General features: G+C 67.3%; 14 protein-coding genes. 3 read left to right on the top strand and 11 right to left on the bottom strand.

Features of this window, described 5'->3' with window-relative positions:
* Nucleotides 1-27: 27 nt before the first annotated feature.
* From ACFXKN_RS03585 to ACFXKN_RS03570, 4 genes are all read right to left on the bottom strand, one after another.
* A complete protein-coding gene (locus ACFXKN_RS03585) occupies nt 28-900 on the bottom strand; it encodes an inositol monophosphatase family protein (RefSeq protein ID WP_378945482.1) in 873 nt (290 codons plus the stop codon).
* Nucleotides 879-1,568: a hypothetical protein gene (locus tag ACFXKN_RS03580; protein ID WP_378945485.1), complete on the bottom strand. Its 690-nt coding sequence runs from the start codon at nt 1,566-1,568 to the stop codon at nt 879-881. The genes ACFXKN_RS03585 and ACFXKN_RS03580 overlap by 22 nt, the downstream gene beginning before the upstream one ends.
* A complete protein-coding gene (locus ACFXKN_RS03575; RefSeq protein WP_378945488.1) occupies nt 1,568-2,476 on the bottom strand; it encodes a hypothetical protein in 909 nt (302 codons plus the stop codon). The genes ACFXKN_RS03580 and ACFXKN_RS03575 overlap by 1 nt, the downstream gene beginning before the upstream one ends.
* Before the next feature lie 72 nt (nt 2,477-2,548).
* Nucleotides 2,549-3,748, bottom strand: coding sequence for an SLC13 family permease (locus tag ACFXKN_RS03570; protein WP_378945493.1), 1,200 nt, complete (start codon nt 3,746-3,748; stop codon nt 2,549-2,551).
* A gap of 138 nt (nt 3,749-3,886) precedes the next feature.
* Between ACFXKN_RS03570 and ACFXKN_RS03565 the strand changes: the two genes are divergently transcribed.
* Nucleotides 3,887-9,631 (top strand): TIR domain-containing protein, encoded by a 5,745-nt coding sequence (locus tag ACFXKN_RS03565; protein WP_378945497.1) that lies wholly within the window; start codon nt 3,887-3,889, stop codon nt 9,629-9,631.
* Nucleotides 9,632-9,773: 142 nt separating this feature from the next.
* Here ACFXKN_RS03565 and ACFXKN_RS03560 read toward each other — a convergent pair whose 3' ends face one another.
* The 4 genes from ACFXKN_RS03560 to ACFXKN_RS03545 form a co-directional block, all read right to left on the bottom strand.
* Nucleotides 9,774-11,825 carry an NERD domain-containing protein gene (locus ACFXKN_RS03560; RefSeq protein WP_379432293.1) on the bottom strand — a complete coding sequence of 684 codons (2,052 nt, stop codon included), beginning with the start codon at nt 11,823-11,825 and terminating at the stop codon, nt 9,774-9,776.
* 105 nt (nt 11,826-11,930) lie between these two features.
* Entirely contained in the window at nt 11,931-13,133 is a 1,203-nt protein-coding gene (locus ACFXKN_RS03555) for a serpin family protein (protein ID WP_379432292.1), read from the bottom strand.
* Between the two features lie 77 nt (nt 13,134-13,210).
* Nucleotides 13,211-13,834: an alpha-ketoglutarate-dependent dioxygenase AlkB gene (locus ACFXKN_RS03550; RefSeq protein WP_378945508.1), complete on the bottom strand. Its 624-nt coding sequence runs from the start codon at nt 13,832-13,834 to the stop codon at nt 13,211-13,213.
* 106 nt (nt 13,835-13,940) lie between these two features.
* The gene (locus ACFXKN_RS03545; protein ID WP_379432427.1) at nt 13,941-14,318 is read right to left on the bottom strand and encodes a winged helix-turn-helix transcriptional regulator; all 378 of its coding nucleotides are present in this window, start codon (nt 14,316-14,318) and stop codon (nt 13,941-13,943) included.
* Nucleotides 14,319-14,366: 48 nt separating this feature from the next.
* Between ACFXKN_RS03545 and ACFXKN_RS03540 the strand changes: the two genes are divergently transcribed.
* Nucleotides 14,367-14,774, top strand: coding sequence for a YybH family protein (locus ACFXKN_RS03540; RefSeq protein WP_379432291.1), 408 nt, complete (start codon nt 14,367-14,369; stop codon nt 14,772-14,774).
* A gap of 210 nt (nt 14,775-14,984) precedes the next feature.
* On the opposite strand, the gene ACFXKN_RS03535 is transcribed toward ACFXKN_RS03540, so the two are convergent.
* On the bottom strand, nt 14,985-15,950 hold the full coding sequence (locus tag ACFXKN_RS03535; RefSeq protein ID WP_379432290.1) for a zinc-binding alcohol dehydrogenase family protein: 966 nt from the start codon (nt 15,948-15,950) through the stop codon (nt 14,985-14,987).
* A gap of 99 nt (nt 15,951-16,049) precedes the next feature.
* On the opposite strand from ACFXKN_RS03535, the gene ACFXKN_RS03530 reads away from it, so the two are divergent.
* Nucleotides 16,050-16,625: a TetR/AcrR family transcriptional regulator gene (locus tag ACFXKN_RS03530; protein ID WP_379432289.1), complete on the top strand. Its 576-nt coding sequence runs from the start codon at nt 16,050-16,052 to the stop codon at nt 16,623-16,625.
* 42 nt (nt 16,626-16,667) lie between these two features.
* Here the strand turns inward: ACFXKN_RS03530 and ACFXKN_RS03525 are convergent, their stop codons facing one another.
* Both ACFXKN_RS03525 and ACFXKN_RS03520 read right to left on the bottom strand, forming a co-directional pair.
* Nucleotides 16,668-17,771: a sensor histidine kinase gene (locus tag ACFXKN_RS03525; RefSeq protein ID WP_379432288.1), complete on the bottom strand. Its 1,104-nt coding sequence runs from the start codon at nt 17,769-17,771 to the stop codon at nt 16,668-16,670.
* A complete protein-coding gene (locus tag ACFXKN_RS03520) occupies nt 17,764-18,447 on the bottom strand; it encodes a response regulator transcription factor (RefSeq protein WP_378945530.1) in 684 nt (227 codons plus the stop codon). Before ACFXKN_RS03520 ends, ACFXKN_RS03525 begins: the two co-directional genes overlap by 8 nt.
* Between the last annotated feature and the right edge of the window lie 38 nt (nt 18,448-18,485).

The raw sequence follows: 18,485 nt of genomic DNA, 5'->3' as shown, positions 1-18,485 counted from the left end.
CCCGGGTGATTCGTCCGCGGCGATGCGCTACAGGCTAGCGGGCGGATCCGGCTTGCGCACGACAGATCGGACGAGCTGCGCCAGCTCGTCGACGGCCACCGGCCCACCGGCCAGGAAGCTCACTTCGCCCGACGGGTCATCGATGGCTTCGGGCAGTGGAGTCCGGTCGAAGCCGGTGATCTCGACACCGCATTCACGGGCGATCACACTGCCTGCGGGGAAGTCGATCAACCCGGCGCGGTAGCCGACGAAACCGTGTATCAGCCCACGGCTCAACATGATCCAGCACAGCAGGGGCGACCACAGCTGGATGAGGCGCCGGGAGTGGGTTTCCAGCGCGAGTCGAAGCGCGATGGCTGTCGGGTCGGTACGACCGACCGGATACCCCTGTAACCACGCCAGGACGGGACCGCCCACCGGCCGGGGTGGCACCTGAGGTCGCAGCGCACCATTCGGCCCGACCGCGCCTCGTCCCCGAATGGCCGACCACGTACTGCCGGTCATCGGTTCGTGTACGACACCCATCACCGGGGTCCCGAAGTGGCACAACGCGATACCGATGCTGAAGACCGGCAGACCGACTGCGAGATTATTGGTGCCGTCGAGTGGGTCGATGAACCAGCACCATTCCGGCTCGCCGTCGAGTTCGCCGGATTCCTCGGCGATGACGCGGTGGTGGGGGAATGCTCGGCGCAGATCGCGAAGGATGATCTTCTCGGCGCCGATGTCCAGATCGCTGACCAGATCGCCGCCCGCGTCCTTGACCCGGATGCCGAGCGGCTGGGTCAGACGTGAGTGGATCAGCTGCCCGGCGCGGATCGCGGTCTCCCGTGCGGTCGCGGCGGCGCGCTCGACGACGTCTCGTTCGAGTGTGAGATCTATGAGTTCGCTGTGTCGCACCGTTCCTCCAGGCCATTGGTGGGGCAATCCGTTCGGAGGCGCGCCAGGACGGCTTCGGCTAGCTCCCGCGTCCGCTGGGAACTGTGCGGTGTGCGTTCGACACGATGATCGGTGGTGCCGGGATCACCCAGTGACAGGTCGAGTTCGCCGGGGATGTGTTCGCCCAGGACCAGGGTGGCGGCGGTGCTCAACACATCGGTGACGTGGAACTCGCTGTGCGGCAACGTGTATACGTCGCCGTCGCGGAACACCTCGCGCGAGCGGCTGCGGTATCGGACCGAGCGGTGGGTGGCGCGGACGGTATCGCCGTCGATGTCGCTACGCACTTCGAAAACCAGATGTGTACCCGCGTCCGAATCGGCCGAGACATCGATGATCTCGTTGACGACCGTGCCGTACAGGACATGGCTGACCAGGTTCCAGCTGTGGGCGTGCACCATCGACGTCGTCGTCGCGGCACGCCGGTCAGTACTCCACACATGCAAGCAGATGCCGGAGTCCTCCTGTCGCCAGACCGGAAAACAGGTGAACCCCAACGGATGCCGCACCGCCACGACCTCGACCACGCCGGTCGCCACGTCGGTCAGATAGCCGTGCACCCAGGCACGCACCTCGGCGGTCGCGTCCGCCGAGGCGAGCAGCGAACGGAGCCGGGTGTAGGCCGACATCAGTACGGGTTTCTCGGCTGGAGCGCACGGCGCACGATATCGGCGACGTCGCGGTCGGTGAACGAGGTCGGCAGCCCCAATCCCAGCGCGTCGAACAGTCGCCGGGTCTGGTCGACGGAAGGTTCGTCCGCCAACGGCAGGTCCTCGCACCGATACAGCGGAACCTGGCTGGTCTGCTTGAAACTGGCGACCAGCTCGCGGCTGAAGTCACGGTAATAGGGTCGGTCCCGTTCGAACATCAGCGCCGGGGTATTCGGATTGTCCTGCGTGACAATGACGCAACTCGACGAGAGGTCCCAGCGGAAGGTCGTCATCACCGCGGACAATCCCACGTCGATGGTCAGGAAGGTGAACCGTTGCCGGTACCAGCAGGCCGCGAGCACCGTCGCGTAGGCCTCCTTGCGGGTGCGTTCGGTGGTCCACTGCTCGCCGGTGCGGTCGGCTTCCGGCGTGAGCGAGGACCGGAACTGTGCGTAGGTCTTACACAGCGCCTCGTTGGACGGATCGAGGATCTCGATCTGCATGCGCAGAGGGCGTTGCTCACGCCGCGCGTTCTCGACGCACGCGCGCAGGGTGACGGCTCGGATGTAGGTTCCGGTGCCCCCCTTGAAGATCCACTGCTCGGTGTCGCGTCGAGCGAGGGTGTGCGCGTGGCCGATCTCGGGTCCGTACAGCAGATGGACCGCGGTCGCGTCGCTGACCGCTTTGGTGGCGATGCGCCGGTCACGCAGCAGCGTGGTCGCGAGCAGGGCGAGCACGAGCAGCATCGCGCCGTCGATGACCGCTGGTTCGAGCTCGATCTGATTCGACAGCGGATCCATCACAGCGATCGCGCCGATGATCACCGCGATGGTCAGAGCCAGCGCGCCATCGACGTTGGTACGCAACCAGTTCAGCAGTCGTGACATCGGGCCCCCTCCCGGTTCGGTGATTCCAGGATAGGCCGCGCGACCCCGTCGGTGGGCCGGGAAATCGAGAAGTCAGGCGGTGAGCAGCAGCGCGATGACCGCGGCGGCCGTCGCGCCGAGGGCCAGTGCGAACCCGGTGCAGACGAACCGGAGCATCGGGACGCGCACCCCGTGGGTGCGACAGAACTCCAGCCCGATCAGCGTCGCCAGCGACGCCCACGGAGTGACGACCGGCCCGACGTTCGTGCCGATGAGCAGCGCGAGCAGCTGTGTCCCGTTCTCGACCGGGATGACGGATTCCCCAGCGGTGTAGGCAGGCAGATTATTGGCCACGTTGGCCAGACCGGCGCCCGCGGCCGCCGCGCGGAACGCCCCAGCGATACCGTCGTCGACGCCGATCAGGCCGTGCATGATGTCGTTGAGTCCCCATCGGCTCAATGTCGGCACCACCAGGAACAATCCGACCACGAAGATCAGTAACTGGAACGGGATCAACGACAACCGCAGTGCGCTGGGGCGCAGAATCGCGAAGGCGATGACCGCGATCGCAGCGGCTACCACCGCGGCGAGACCGATCTGATCACCGACCACCGGAATCGCGAGAATGAACAGCAAGCACGCACCCGCGGTCGCGTACAGCAGTGTCCGCGCACGCATTCCGTCGGTGCGGATGGGTTCCGGCGGCACGTAGCGGTCGGCGTCGCGACGACCACGGCGCCAGTACCACAGCCACAGCAACAGCATCGTCACCGTGATCGAGGCGATCTGCGGCGCCCACATACTCGCCGCGAATTCGGTGGAGCTCTTGGCGATCCGATCCGCCGCCAGCAGATTCGTCAGATTGGAAACGGGCAACAGCAGACTCGCGGTGTTGGCCAACCACAGCGTGGTGATCGCCAACGGCAGCGGCGGGATGCGGGTCGGTCCTGCGAGCGCGAGCATGACCGGGGTCAGTAGTACGGCGGTGGTGTCGAGATTCAGCAGAATCGTTGTCGCGGAGGCGAAGGTCACGCACAGCGCGAACAGGGCCAGGTAGTTGCCGCGTCCGATGATGGCGATGCGATGGGCGATGACATCGAAAACCTTGGCTTCCCTGGTGAGCTCGGCCAGCACGATCACGCTGGCGAGAAACAGCAACAACGGTCCCACGCGACGCAGGTTCGCCGCCGCCTCGGCGCGTGGCAGCAGCCCGGTCGCGACGAACGTCAACCCGGCCAGGAGCAGGCCGACGCGAATCCGGTCCAGCACCGACAGCCGTGGTAGTCGTGCCATCCACGGTCGTGGTGTGACGCAACGTCGCTGGTCGACCTTTTCGGACACCGATCCATGATCGCATTGCGGCTCCAGGGACGCGTGCTCGTCCGCGCAAGAGGCTGTCGCGGTGATCATTCGGAGCGCATACTCGAAGCTGTGACGGACCTGGGGCGGGCACGCGAGTTCTTCTTCATCAGCTATTCGCCGGCCGACGAGCGCTGGGCAACCTGGGTGGCGTGGCAGTTGGAGACCGCCGGATTCCGCACGCTGATCCAGGCGTGGGACTTCGTGCCGGGCACGAACTTCATCGACTTCATGGACCGTGGTGTGCGTGACTCGGCCATCGTGATCGCCATCCTGTCCGACAGTTACCTGAGCTCCTATTACGGAACAATGGAGTGGCAGGCGGCAATTCGCACCGACGAACACAAGCTGTTGCCGGTGCGGGTCGCCGATTGCGCGCTGGAAGGCCTGCTCGCGACCCGCACCTATCTGGACCTGCTGAATGTCGCCAGCGCCGAGACCGCCCGCAATATCCTGCTGGATCGCGTCGGCCACATGCGTGATGGTCGAGCCAAACCGGTGCGCGGGCCGGAGTTTCCGGCTGGTGCCGGTGCCGCGGTGCGGGATCGGCTGGTGCCCAACGGCTTCGGCCCGGCACAGACTGTGGAGCACCGGCGGACTCCTGTTGTGCCACCGAGCTTTCCTGGATCAGGTGGTTCTCGCGAGGCGCGCGACGGCCTGTCGGTGCTGCACGTCGCCGGACCACGATTCGGGCGCGGGCTGTTCGGGCGCGACGAGCCCGCCGATCCCGGTGAACTGCAATCACGCATCTGGGCCGATGTCATCCATTTGTCCGATCAGGGCGTGCCGTCACCGGATCTGATCGTCGTCTCCGGTGATCTCACCGAATCAGGGCATCCGCGCGAGGTCGATGACGCACTCGCGTTCCTGACCGGGCTGCGAATTCTGCTCGGTCTCGAACCTGATCGGCTGATCGTCGTGCCCGGCAATCACGATGTGTCGAAGAAGGCGTGCGAGAGCTACTTTCTGCGCTGCGAGTCACGCGACCGGCTACCCCAACCGCCCTACTTCGAGAAACTGGAACAGTTCGAGCGCATGTTCGGCGAGCTGTACCAAGGCCTGGATCATCTGGTGTTCGACGCCGGGCAGCCGTGGACCCTGTTTCCCATCGCGGACTTGCGCGTTGTCGTCGCCGGTCTGAATTCGACGATCGCCGCGACGCATCGTCAAGAAGACGACTACGGCAGTGTGGGGCAGACCCAGGTCGCCTGGTTCTCCGAGCAACTGCGCGCGTTCGAGGGACGCGGATGGCTCCGCCTCGGTGTGGTGCGCCACGATCCCATGCCGGGTGCGGGAGCCGCACGCACCGACCCTGCGCTCCTACGCGACGCGACGACGCTCTCCCGGCTGCTCGGCAACCGGTTGAACGTCCTGCTGCACGGGCCGGGACCCGGTGGTGTGCACGCCGATCTGTTGGGTGGCGTGCTGCCGGTGCTGCCTGCCGTGGCACCGGGCAGTGCGGAGATCATCCACCTGACGACCGAGGGCATGTCGCGCTATCCCGCCCAGCACCATGATCGAGCGGTCGAGCGCACGGTCATCCCCGTGTCCTGGTCGAACGTCTCCGCGACCTTGGCCGCGCCCGCCGAGGCGAAGATGATCGAATCCGCGGGGAACGACGATCCGGATTTCGATGACCAGGCCGGTGACCCGGCGCCCGTGGTCGATCCGCACGGGCGTTTGCTGGAGCGCATCGCCGAGGTCTGCGAGGCGCGCTACCCGGGCGCGCGGATCAGGCGTGTCGAGGCGGACCCACCGCATCTGTTCGTCACTCATCATCGTGACGGGATGGCCGCGCAGTGGCGCATCGGTGCCCATGTGGGGGATCCGTCCAGGCAGGTGGTCGAGGATTTCCTCGCACACGACCCGGAATTCGGCTCCGAGCTCGTCTATCGCGGTGCGGTTCCGGCCCGTTCGTTGCGGGAGGAGGCGGCGGGTCAAGGTTTACGCATCCGCAGCTTTCTGGAGTTCCAGGGCATGCTGGATCTGACCGACTACCTCGCCCAACAGCTGCTCGCCCTGCGCACCGACCGACGCTACCCGCCCGAGTTGTATGTGCCGCAACGATTTCGGCTGCTGGAACAGAGCGAAACCGCGATTCGCGACGATCTGATCGCCGAACTCATGGGCGTCGTGACCGCCGATCACGGCTGGTTCGTGCTCCTGCTCGGCGACTTCGGGCGCGGCAAGACGTTTGCGCTGCGCGAGCTCGCCCGCCGGATCAGTGAGTCGACGCCCGCGCTGATCCCGATTCTGATCGACCTGCGAGCACTCGACAAGACCCACTCGGTCGACGGGCTGGTGGCCGCCCACCTGGCGAATCACGGCGAAGACCGCATCGATCTGAAAGCGTTGCGGTACATGCTGCGCGAAGGCAGGGTGGTGCTGCTGTTCGACGGCTTCGACGAGTTGGTGACCCGGATCAGCTACGAGTTCGCGGCCGACCACCTCGAGACCCTGCTGCAGGCTGCCGTGGGCAAGGCGAAGATCATCGTGGCGAGCCGGACGCAGCATTTCGAGTCAAGGGCCCAGGTATTGACGGCGCTGGGCGAGCGGGTCGGTCTGCTCGATGACCGACGCATCATCAATATCGAGGAGTTCGCGCCGCCGCAGATCCATGCCTTCCTCACCAACCGCTACGGCGGTGACACGCGGCGCGCCGACGCCCGAATGCAATTGATCAGGGGGATTCAGGATCTGCTCGGGCTCGCGCAGAACCCGCGCATGCTCAGCTTCATCGCCGATCTCGAGGAGCGCCGATTGCGCGCGGCCGCGGGGACGACCAACGCCATCGGCCCGGCCGCGTTGTATCGGGAAATTCTCGATTCCTGGCTTCGCTACGAGGTGGACCGCACGACTACTGTCGCCGGATCGCTGCCGGGGCTGGGACTGGACGAATTATGGCGGGCCGTCACGGCTTTCGCGCTGCGGGTGTGGGAGAGCGGTAGGGGCTACCTGCGTGCAGCCGAATTATCGGAAGTGGCAAGGGAACTCACCGACACTGCCGTCCAGGATCGAATGTCGGTCCAACAGTCGGCGCATGCCATCGGATCGGGCAGCCTGCTGGTGCGCACCGACGACGACCTGTTCGGGTTCATCCATTCCTCGGTGACCGAGTGGCTGGTGGCCGATCACATCGCCCACCTGCTCGGCGCGGGCGTGCGGGCGCCACATCTCGCGCAGGCCCAATTATCGCTGCTCATCATAGATTTCCTGTGCGACCTTGCCGACCCGCGCGTGCTGCGCGCCTGGGCGGAGTCGGTGTTGTCCGACGCAGCCGCGGACCCGAACTCACGCACCAACGCGCTGCGGATCACCACTCGGCTGCGCACGGCGCCGAGCTCGGACCTACGCGGTGCGATATTGGCCGGCGAAGACCTCTCCTACCGCGACCTGCAAGGGGTCGATCTGAGCGGCGCCGATCTGAGCGGTGCGCGCTTGATCGGGGCGAACCTGACGCATGCGGTGCTGCGCGGTGCACAGCTGGTCGCGGCGCGTCTGGACGAAGCACGCCTCGTCGGCGCCGATCTGACCGACGCGGACCTCACCAGGGCGCGCCTGATCCGTACTGACCTGACCGGCTCGCGTGGGCGGGGTAGCCGCTGGCAACGCGCCGCGCTCCTGGACGTGATCGGCCACGCCGCGGGGGCGGATCTGCGCGGGGCGGCCGTGGTACCCGGCGGATCGGTGCACACCGAATTCGCTCCTGCCGCACTGGGTGTGCGGCACGGATTCCACGCCAGCCGCGGCAGGCTGCCCCAGCCCGTCGCCTACCGCCCGGACGGCGGTACGGTCGCGATCGGCAGTGACGACGGGGGTGTCCTGATCTGTGACGCCGACACCGGTCGCCCGCTACGGATGCTGCAGACCCACCGCGTGCGCACCTTTGCCGTCGCCTACACCGACCAGGTACTGATCACCGGCTCCGGCGACGGAACTGTCGGCATCTGGGATGCCGACAGTGGGGAACTGCGACGGATTCTGCGTGGTCACGAACAGTGGCCGTGGCCGGTGTTGCTCGGTCCCGACGGCGATCTGCTCGCCACCGGTGACGCGCATGGGGTGCTGCGGCTGTGGTCCTTGCCCGGCGGGGACCTGCACCACGAGTGTTCGCCACCCGAAGACGGCATGGCCTTGATCTACAGCATCGCCCTGCACGGTCGCACGCTCGCCGCCGCCTACGGCAACGGCATGGTGCGCCTATGGGACATCGAAACCGGCAGGCAAACAGGCGAATTCCAGGCAGTGGGCGGTGCCGCCTACCGCATCGCCTTCGACTCGTCGGGCACCCGGATAGCGGTAGGTGGTGTCGACGGAATACTGACGCTCTGGGACCCGGTCACGTGCACGCTCACGGGCAGACTGACCGGCCACACCGGGCGGATCTACACGTTGGCCTTCCACCCCTCCCGCGACTTGCTGGCCAGCGGGGACACCGACGGGCTGCTGCGCGTCTGGAATACCGACACCGGCGAGGTACTCCACGCGCCGACCGAACACAGCGCGGCGATCTACTGGCTGTCCTACGACCCGTCGGGTGAGCTGCTGGCCTCCGGGGACAGCGCGGGGCTCGTCTGCCTGCGTGCGACCGAGACCGGTCAGCTGCGGCACCGTCTCACCGCCCACACCGGATCTATCTGGCCGTTCGCGTTCCGGCCCGACGGCACCCAGCTCGTGGTGACCGACGACCAATTCACCACGCGTTTCTGGGATCCGGTCACCGGCGCGTGCCGATACCTGCTCACCGGGCACGGCCGCCGAACCACGGCGGTGGGCTTCAGCGCCGACTCGGCGATGTTGTCCACCCGTGGCAACGACGGCGTCGTCCGGCTGTGGGACACGGTCACCGGACGGCTCGTTCGCACGCTGACCGGCAGCGACGACCACCTGCTGACCTTCGAGTCGGCGCTGTTCAGCACGGTGCGGCCCCATCAGCTGGCCACGGTCGGCAACGACGGCAGACTCAGCCTGTTCAACCTCGACACCGATTCCTATGAGCGCCACATCAGTATCGAGGACGCACCGATCTGGGCGATCGCGTTCGACCCGTCCGGTGAACTCATCGCCACGGCGAACGACGACGACACCGTGGCGATCTGGAACCGCGCGACCGGCGCCCAGTACGGGATCTACCGTGAGCATCGAGGCAGGGTGCGATCCCTCGCCTTCAGCGCGGACGGAGCGCTGATGGCATCCGGCTGCGACGACTCCGCTGTTCGGATCTGGGATGTGGAGTCGGGGCAGTGCTTGCAGACTCTGCGCGGGCACGGAGACCGGGTGTACGGGGTGGCATTTCACGATAACCGCGTCGCCAGCGTCTCCTGGGACGGCACGGCACGGATCTGGGACGTGACGTCGGGCGAGGCGGTACACGAATTGACGCGGCACACCGGAAAACTCTGGTCGGCGGCCATCGACGCCGAGCGTGGCATCCTCGCCACCGCGGGCGACGACCTGGTGATCCGGTTGTGGGACATGGGTACCGGTCGGCATCTGCACACCCTGGAAGGTCATCGCCGCCGGGTGTCGACCTTGGCGTTCGATGCGTCGGGTGATCTGCTCGCCAGCGGTAGCGAAGATGGAAACGTCATGTTGTGGTCCGGTGCGGCGGATCACGGCGCGCCACCGTCGATTCGCGCGGTACTGCTCGGACTGCCCGAAGGATGGGCCGCGTTGACGCCCGACGGGCGATACAAATACGAGGGAAACGTCGCGGGCCAGTTCTGGCATGTGATCGGAACGACCCGCTTCGAGCCGGGCGAACTCGATCCGCATCTCGCCGAGGTCGTGCTGGTCGCCATGGATGCCCCACTGTGAGCCGATGAGCCCGACGGCCTCCGCCGATGGGTGTACGAGGAACCGGCGGAGGCACGACCGGCGCTGGGTAGGCGCGGTGTCGGGTTGTGCTCGGGGCACGGGGTGATCCTGCTACCTCGAGTGCGCTCGAGGTCAAGGGGGCTCAGCGGGGAGCGTGGACCAACGGGGCCAGGAAGCCGGTGAGCTGGGCTGTCGAGGGCTGGCCGAGGCGGCGGCCGAGGTAGTCGGGGGCGTCGGCGGCGGCGCGGCAACGATCCTGGTCGGTGTTCGACGGGTTGGCGGCATAGCGTTCGCCGAGCATGGTCGCCTTGGCGACCTCGCGTCCGGTGTGGAGTTCGTAGACGGCTACCTCGTAGGTCGCGCGGAAGAGGTTGACGGTGCGCCCTATCGGTGTGCCGGGGGAGGGACCGTACTGGCAGGTCTGGACGAGGTCGCGCAGTTCCAGCTGCTTCATGCAGGCGATGAGCTGCACGGTCGACGGGTCGTCCGGATTCCACGCGGCCGGATCGTCCGGGTGGACCATGGTCGTGAGTTCACCGGACAGGTAGATCGGCCGTGCGCCGTCGCGCTGATAGGGCGCGGCATTCGGGAACGGTTTCTTGTCCTCGCCACACATCCGGTCGAAGTCCGACATCTCGAATCGGCTCGCCTGCACCGCCGTGATCGCGAAGAACCCCGCCCCGAACAGCCCGATGAACAGCAGCAACGCGACACCGGGCCCCACGCGCAGGCCCCGCCTCGGTGTGCTGCGCTCCCGGACGGGGCGATTGTGCCACCGCTCGATCAGCGACGGACCGTTCCCCCGACGCCACGACCGCCACCTTTCCGAGGGAGTCGGTCGCCGCGTCGTCCGGTCACGTTCGACCCAATCGGACCAGTGCTCCGGGTTCTCCTGGTGCGCTTCGGGTTCCGAGGAACGGTACGGGGGCGCGACGGCAGGGGTGCTGCTCGCTGCCGACGGGGTACTCCACGATCCGGTCCCGCCTGTCGACCCTGTGGTACCGATCGCCCCAACGGCACCCAGTGCGGCAGCCGTACCAACCACGGCGGCCGTACCAACCACAGCACTTGAGCCGACCGTCGGACCCGCGTCGGCGTCGGCCGGGGTCCCGGTGAAGGCATCCTCGTCGTCCGGTGCGGGTTCAGGGACATCCGGTGACGGGTCGTCCTCGGCAACTTCGGAAGAGGGAGCCTCGTTCGTCACCTGCTCAGCGGATGCGGGTGCGGATTCGGGCGTCGGCTGTCCGATCGCTGTGGCCGATGCCACCGAGTCGTCCGCCTCCTCGGCCTGTGTGTCGGTGAATTCTTCGCTCGGAGAAGGCGGTTGTGCCGCTTCCTCGGAATGTATCGGTGTCGCGGACTCCTCGAGGTGAGTCGACGTCGGGGTTCGATGGGCGAGTCGGTCGATCGCAGCGAGGAAAGCGGGTGTTGCCGCTTGGGCGACCCGTGTCGAACTGGCCGGCGCCGCAGCGGGATTCGCTGGCGTGGCGGAATCTGCTGTCTCCGGAGGGGAGCCGGGCTCCACGGCAGTCGGGGCAGCGGGCCGAGACGTGGTCGCAGGGTCGAGAACGGCCGGAAAACCCTGTGCCACCAGCTCATCGGAGGCGGGCAACAGATGGCCCAGGTTCAGTGCGGCGAATACCCGGGTGACGTCATCGATACTGAGCCGGACGGTGCGACCGCTCTCCGCCTGGAAATAGTCGTGCAGCGCGCCGGCGTCATCGCGATCGATCAGCACCGCACGGTACCCGTCGGCGATTCTGGTTTCCTCGATGGTGATCTCGGCACCGGGCTGGGAGACCAACGCGATCACCGCGTTCACCCAGCCGAAGATCCCCGACTGCTGCAGCAAGCTCTTGGCCGCGAACACCTGCCGACGCACCTGGACGAACGGGTTCGGCACCCGCACGGCGTGATAGAGCGCGGCCGGTTCGCCGTCGATGGTCCACGGCCCGTTCGGCGGGGTGGCGAGGGTGCCTTCCTGGCGGGCGGTGAATCCCTTCACCTCCACGATGGTCACGCTCTGCGGCGTGCACACCAGGGCGTCGACCTCGACCGACCCGCCCCGGCTCTCCGGCACATGGCAGCGGAACACGGCGACGCCACCCGCCTGAAACGCCTGATCGCGGACGGCAGCGCCGACGATCTGTTCTGCGCCTTCGAGTTCGCTCTCGTCCGCGACAACGACGATCACCACGACCCCCTGTGCACCCGACTGCGGACTTCTACCAGGATACGGCCTCCACTAGCCGTATCGAAACCGAATCCTGTTGCTGAGCAACATCTTCGGCAATGTCGATTACCGATCTCGCCACGGCGGCCCCGGGTTTCGACCCCGCGCAGGCGCCTCACCGACCGGTCGGACCCACTCCACCGGCGGCTTCGTGACCTGACCGGCCACCAAGACCAGTCCGGTCGGCCGATCCACCGCGAGGAATCCGAAGGGCCGGTCGATACTCACCGACGTGATCGTCGACCATGACTTCTGCGGAATGCCGCCCAGTCGCATTCCCACGGCCGTGACGGCGGCCGCTTCGAAGCCTTCAGCGTCGAAGCGCGCGATGACATCCTGGCCCGCGGCGTTGAGCGCCAGCGGATCCGAAGCGAGTCCGGTGAAATGGGAACCGTGAATGTTCATCGCGGTGGACATTCCGAACAGCGCCGCATGACGAGCGAGGTTGTGCTTGTTCTCGACCTCGAACGGCGGCAATTTCAGCACCACGGAATCGCGACCGCCATAGGTCTCCCGTCGACTCACCGACAGGCAAGGCGCTATCGTGCCGACCGGCAGTTCTGTCCGCACATCGACGGCCCCGTCCAGCGCCGCGAGGCCGGCGGCCACGCCGTCGCGCGGATCCACTCCGATCAGCAGATGCACATCGAGTTCGCCTCTGCCCGTGACGATCACGCGGGTGACGTCGTTGTCCAGTACCGACACACTGCCGTCGGGATGGCTCGTCCGGTACAGGCCGGGTCCCCGATGTCCTTGCCACGGACCGGTTTCCGGTGTGTAGAGGACCTCGGCGAACGGAGTCACCCAGCGAGTGCGCGCCATCAAGGCGGTGGCCAGCGCGAGGACGGTGTCCGAGGTGATCGGCACCGGGAACTTCTTGATCAACCCCTGGGTCTGCTCGTGTGCCCACGCATCGAGTGCCGCCGGATCGCCCAGCTCGCCTACCGTCCCGGCGGGCATGCTGCGCACCCACTCCGCGCGCAAAGTCAGGCCCGGCCGAACCCATGCCCCGATCGCCGTCGACACCTCGCGCGAAGTGTCCAGCGATTTCAGCATATCCAGCCCCGCCGCATGCGCCTGCTCGGCCGCAACCCCTACCGCGGCGGCGAGCTCGTCGCGCGCCCGCCCGGACGCCGCCCCCGCCAATACGGCCAGCAACGGCCACAAGCCCGCCCCCGACACCACCGCGTCCTCGCCCTCGAAGGTCGCGCACCACCGCCCCGTCAGCGCATTCGAGGCCCGCACATGCGGCAACAATGAACTCCCCATCCCCGGATCCTACGACCAGCCACCGACAATCCGCCACGTCGGCGAAATCCGTAAGTATTGCTCACGCGCCAGCCGGGCTACCGGACGCCGCGTGGGCGGAACTGGACGCTGATGCGGGGTCCGACCGGGCGCGCGGTCTTGGGAACCGCGTGCTCCCAGGTGCGTTGACATGCCCCACCCATCACCAGTAGATCCCCGTGTCCCGCTGTGAATCGTACGCTCGCACCCCCACCGCGCGGCCGCAGCAGCAGCGAGCGTGGTGCCCCGACCGACACGATCGCGACCATCGTGTCGTGGGTGGCGCCGCGGCCGATCGTATCCCCGTGCCAGGCAACGCTGTCGCGGCCGTCGCGATAGAAACACAGTCCGGCCGTCCGGAACGGTTCACCGAGCTCGGCCGCGTAATGCGTGGTCAACACCGCCCGCGCTCGGACCAGAATGTGATCGGGCAGCGGATCGTTCTCCCCGAAGAACGACACCAGCCGCGGCACGTCGACGACCCGGTCGTACATCGGCCTGCGTTCGGCATGCCAGGGAACACGCTCGGCCAGCCGATCGAACAGCTGACTCGCCCCGCTCAGCCAGCCGGGTAGCACATCGACCCAGCTGGTCGCGTCGAGTTGGGTGCGCCGGATCGCCTCGATCGAACCCAGGGCAATCGCCTCACCGTCGAACAGTGAACCTTGCAGGGGCAGCGGCATGAGCGCCAGTCTACAACGGGTTCGAATGTATGTTCGATAGATGGCGCATCCAGCGCGTCGGAACGGCGCGGTAAGCGGCACGTCCCTGGCGTTGATCTCCCGCCGGCTAAATCCTGTCGAGAGCTAGACGTAAAGCAGCCAAGGTGTTGCCGGTCCGGTAGAGCTCGATCAGCAGTGGTCGCAGCGCCCGGCCGAGATCGGTGAGGTCGTAGCTCGTGCGCACGGGGAAGCCGCGATGCGTCCGTCGCTCGATCAGCGCGCGGGCTTCGAGTTCGCGAAGCCGGTCGGTCAGCACTTTGGCACTGAGCGCCGGCAGCCGGTCTCGCAGCTCACCGAACGAGAGCGGCCCACTCATGAGTTCGCGCACCACCAGGGTTGTCCAGCGGCCCGCGATGGCAGCCAGGGTGACCTCGACCGGGCAGTCCGGTTCCGGCGCGCGGGTTCGCCCGCGGTCGTCGGGCACGAGCTCGTCATCCCAGCCCATGTCGGTCACCGTTTGGTTGCCTACGCGCGCGCCGAGTTGGCTGTCGCTATGACTCGCATCAGTTCTCGTCACACCCCCACTGTCGCCCTCACCGCCGACCCGGGGCAACATCCCGCGGTGTTCGCGGCCCGCTTCAACACCGGCGACTCGGACTCGCTCGCCGAGGTGTACACCGACGATGCCGTATTCGTGCCGGAACCGGGCAGTCAGGTCACCGGGCCCGCGTTGCGAGCGGCCAATGCCGAGTTCCTCGCGCTCGGCCTGCCTATTCGAGTCAGCCCGCGCCACACTTACGTCGCAGGAGATATCGCGCTGCTGATCGTCGACTGGGAGATCGACGGCACCGGCCCGGACGGCGAGCCGGTCCATGTGTCGGGAACGGCCACCGACGTCGCCCGTCGCGACGCCGACGGCTACTGGCGCTACGTCATCGACAATCCGTTCGGTATCGCCTGAAACCGTCGGCCCGGGGGGCTACCTATCCGCGGCGGTCCGCGAAGCTGGGGGACGCCGCCGGCATCGAGACCGATGTCGGCGATGGCGATCCAGCTGGCGGCGGGTCGTCGTCGGCGGCACAGGATGAGTCGCTGAGGCCGGTCGTGTGCGGCGATGTCATCCCAGCTGATATCGACCCGCTCATCGCGGACACCCTGCGCGCCGGAATCGTCAAGGTCGCAACAGAACGGTGCCGAATGCGACCCGGTCCTCGAGCATTCGGTGCGCGTCCGCGGCGCCGGCGAGGGGGAGAACCGAGTGGACCACGGGTGTCAGTAGGCCCTGCGCCGAAGCGGTCAGCGCCGGCGACCGCTGCCGGGCGACTTCGCCGAGCCAGGCCGTGCCCGCGCAGCCGGTGAGTGTGAGCCCACGCAGGATCAGGTCGGTGACGCTCAGCTGTGCGGGTGCGCCGTCGAGCCAGCCGTAGCTGAGGATCCGGCCGCGCAGAGGTGTGATCAGGTCGAGCAGTGGGGTCAGTGAATCGCCTCCGATGGAATCGAATACGACGTCGACCGTGCCGCCGGCGAGCAGGCCGGCCAGCTGGTCTGCCCAGTCGGGCGCGGTGTGGTCGAGGACCTCGTGCGCGCCGTTGTCGCGCGCGAGGCGGGCCTTCTGTTCCCCGCCCGCGGTGCCGATCACGCGCACGCCCGCGGCGGCGCACAGCTGAGTGAGGCAGCTGCCGACGCCGGTAGCTGCCGCTTCGACCAGGACGGTCCCGCCCGCGGTGACGGCCGCGGTCTGCATCAGCGCCAGTGCCACCGACCCCGGCATCAGGATCGCGGCGGCGTGCTCGATGGTCAGCTCGTCCGGGATCACCGTCACCGAATCAGCTTCGGCGACAACGAGTTCGGCATAGGAGCCGAACCCGCTGGTCGACGCGACCACTCGTGCGCCGAGCAATCTCTGATCAACGCCCGTACCGATATCGACCACCGTGCCCGCGGCCTGGAACCCGAAGACCTCGGGCAGCGGCGCGGGAAAGGGGAACGCGCCTGCCCGAACCTTGGTCTCCGGGTACAGCACCGGCACCGCCTCGGCCCGGAGGACGACCTGCCCTTCGCCCGGGCGAGGTTCGCCGACCTCGCGCGCTACCAGAACGTCGGGTGTGCCGGTCTCGGTCATTACGATTGCCTGCATCAGAACTCCATAAGTTGACTGTCGGTCCAGATATCTCGAACGATATGGACCGTCGGTCAACTTGTCAACCGATCGGCGGGTGCCGAGAAAGCGGGTGCGATGACCGACCGACGTCCTACCGAACGCGCCGATGCAGCGCGCAACCGTCGAGCGATCCTCGATGCCACCGCCGCGCTGCTGGCCGAACACGGCGCGGCCGGGGTGACGATGGATCGGGTGGCGGCAGCGGCAGGCGTCGGGAAGGGCACCATCTTCCACCGTTTCGGCAGCCGCGCCGGCCTGCTCTACGAACTCGTGGCCGAGGGCGCGGCCGGGCTGATGACCGCGGTCTCGAGCGGCCCGCCACCCCTGGGGCCGGGCGCGCCGGCGACCGACCGGCTACTCGCCTTCTTCGACGCCATGACGAGCCTGGTCACCGACGATGTGGAACTGATCGCGGCCTATCAGGCGATGCCGCCACATCCCCGCAGCGCCGAGTTCCACACGTTCTGGGCACAGCACATCAGCGCCCTGTTGCGCGAAGCCCGCCCCGACATCGACGCCGAAACCGTCGGCGCACTGTTGCTTTCGACGGTCGGCGGGGAACTCACTCAGCAACTGGCCAGGGCGGGGGAAGTCGACCGTTTACGCTCGGCGATAGCGGAGCTGGTTCGTTCGGTTCTGCGCGCCCCCTGAGCGCGCTGTTCGCGGCCCAACCGCCGGCCGAGACCGCGCCAGTCACCGCCATGCCGTCGGCTGCAGTGGTTGCCGGGGAAGCTGCACTGTGACGCGAAGCCCGCCCGCCGGACGGGGAACGAGGGTGAGGATTCCGGCGTGTGCCCGGGTGATGCTGTCGACGATCGCCAGGCCGAGGCCGACGCCGGTGTGATCGGTGCGGATGCGTTCGGTGCCGCGCTGAAACGGCTCCACCAGCGTGGAAACCGACGCGGGGGTGAGCTGGGCGCCGGTGTTCTCGACGGTGAGCGACACGGTCTCGCGGTGCAGGCTGGTCGTGACCCACACGGTGCCCTGTGCCGGCAGATTGTGGACGATCGCGTTGTGCACGAGGTTCGTCGCCAACTGCAGCAGCAGGGCGCGTGAGCCTACGGTGGGGGTCACCTCGCCGGAGGTCTCGAGGATGACGCCGTGGTCCTCGGCGAGGGAGAGCAGTGTTTCGGTGGCTTCCTCGGCCAGCAGGGACAGATCGACGTGTTCCCGGGTGAACGACCGCTGGTCGGCACGGCTGAGCAGGAGCAATGCTTCGGTGAGGTCGATCGCCCGGGTGTTGACGGCGTACAGGCGGTCGACCAGCTCGCTGGTGACGCGGGTGCGATCATGGCGCGCCACGTCGAGCAGCGTCTGCGTGATCGCCAGCGGCGTGCGCAGTTCATGGGAGGCGTTGGCGGCGAATCGCTGCTGTTCGGTGACGTGTGCTTCCAGCCGGGCGAGCATGATGTCGAAGGCGTCGGCGAGTTCACCGAATTCGTCGCCGCGGCCGGGTAGCCGGATTCGGTGGGCGAGTGATCCGTTCGCGGCCGTGCGGGTGGCGGCGGTGATGCGAGCCAGCGGAGTGAGCATCCAACCGGCGAGAAACCATCCACCCACGAGACCGATCGCCAGCAGGAAGGCCATCACAATGGTCACGAACGGAGCGAACGAGCGCAGCAGCATGCCGCGATTGATCCAGAAATCGCCGCCGGTGGTGTAGATCCAGCCTTCGGGTAGGTACCACAGGTAGTAGACACCCACGGCAGCGATCAGCAGCGAACCCACGAGCATGATGAAGCCCGCGTAGCTGAGCGTGAGTTTGAGGCGAACACTCAATCCGGGGGCCCTACCCACGGTCTGCTCCGTCCCGCCCGGTGCTGATGCGGTACCCGACACCGGCCACGGTGGCGATGACCCAGGGTTCGCCGAGACGTTTGCGAAGCGCTGAGACGGTGATACGCACAGCGTTGGTGAACGGGTCCGCGTTCTCGTCCCATGCCCGTTCCAGTAGTTCCTCGGCGCTCACGACACCGCCTTCGGCAGCGATGAGGACTTCGAGCACCGCGAATTGCTTGCGGGTCAGCGCGATATAGCGGTCGTCGCGGTAGACCTCACGGCGGAACGCGTCGAGCCGCAGCCCGGCGAGCTCCCGCACCGGTGGCCTGATGTGGGCGCGTCGGCGGTCGAGGGCCCTGAGCCGGAGCACGAGTTCTCGGAGTTCGAAGGGTTTGGTGAGATAGTCGTCGGCGCCGAGCCCGAAACCGGACGCCTTGTCGTCGAGCCGGTCGGCGGCGGTGAGCATCAGGATCGGTAGACCGCTGCCGGAGGCGACGATGCGTTGGGCGATCTCGTCGCCGGAGGGACCCGGGATATCCCGGTCGAGGACGGCGATGTCGTAGGTGTTGATGCTCAGCAGCTCCAGCGCGATGTCGCCGTCGCCGGCGATATCGGCCGCGATCGCGTCCAGGCGAAGGCCATCGCGGATGGCTTCCGCCAAATAGGGTTCGTCCTCGACGATCAGTACACGCATAGACGCTCGATTCTCCCAGTCGGGGGATATCGTCGGCG

The organism is Nocardia sp. NPDC059195, from assembly GCF_042754695.1.
GTDB lineage: Bacteria > Actinomycetota > Actinomycetes > Mycobacteriales > Mycobacteriaceae > Nocardia.
This window is presented reverse-complemented; position numbering and strand designations above follow the sequence as displayed.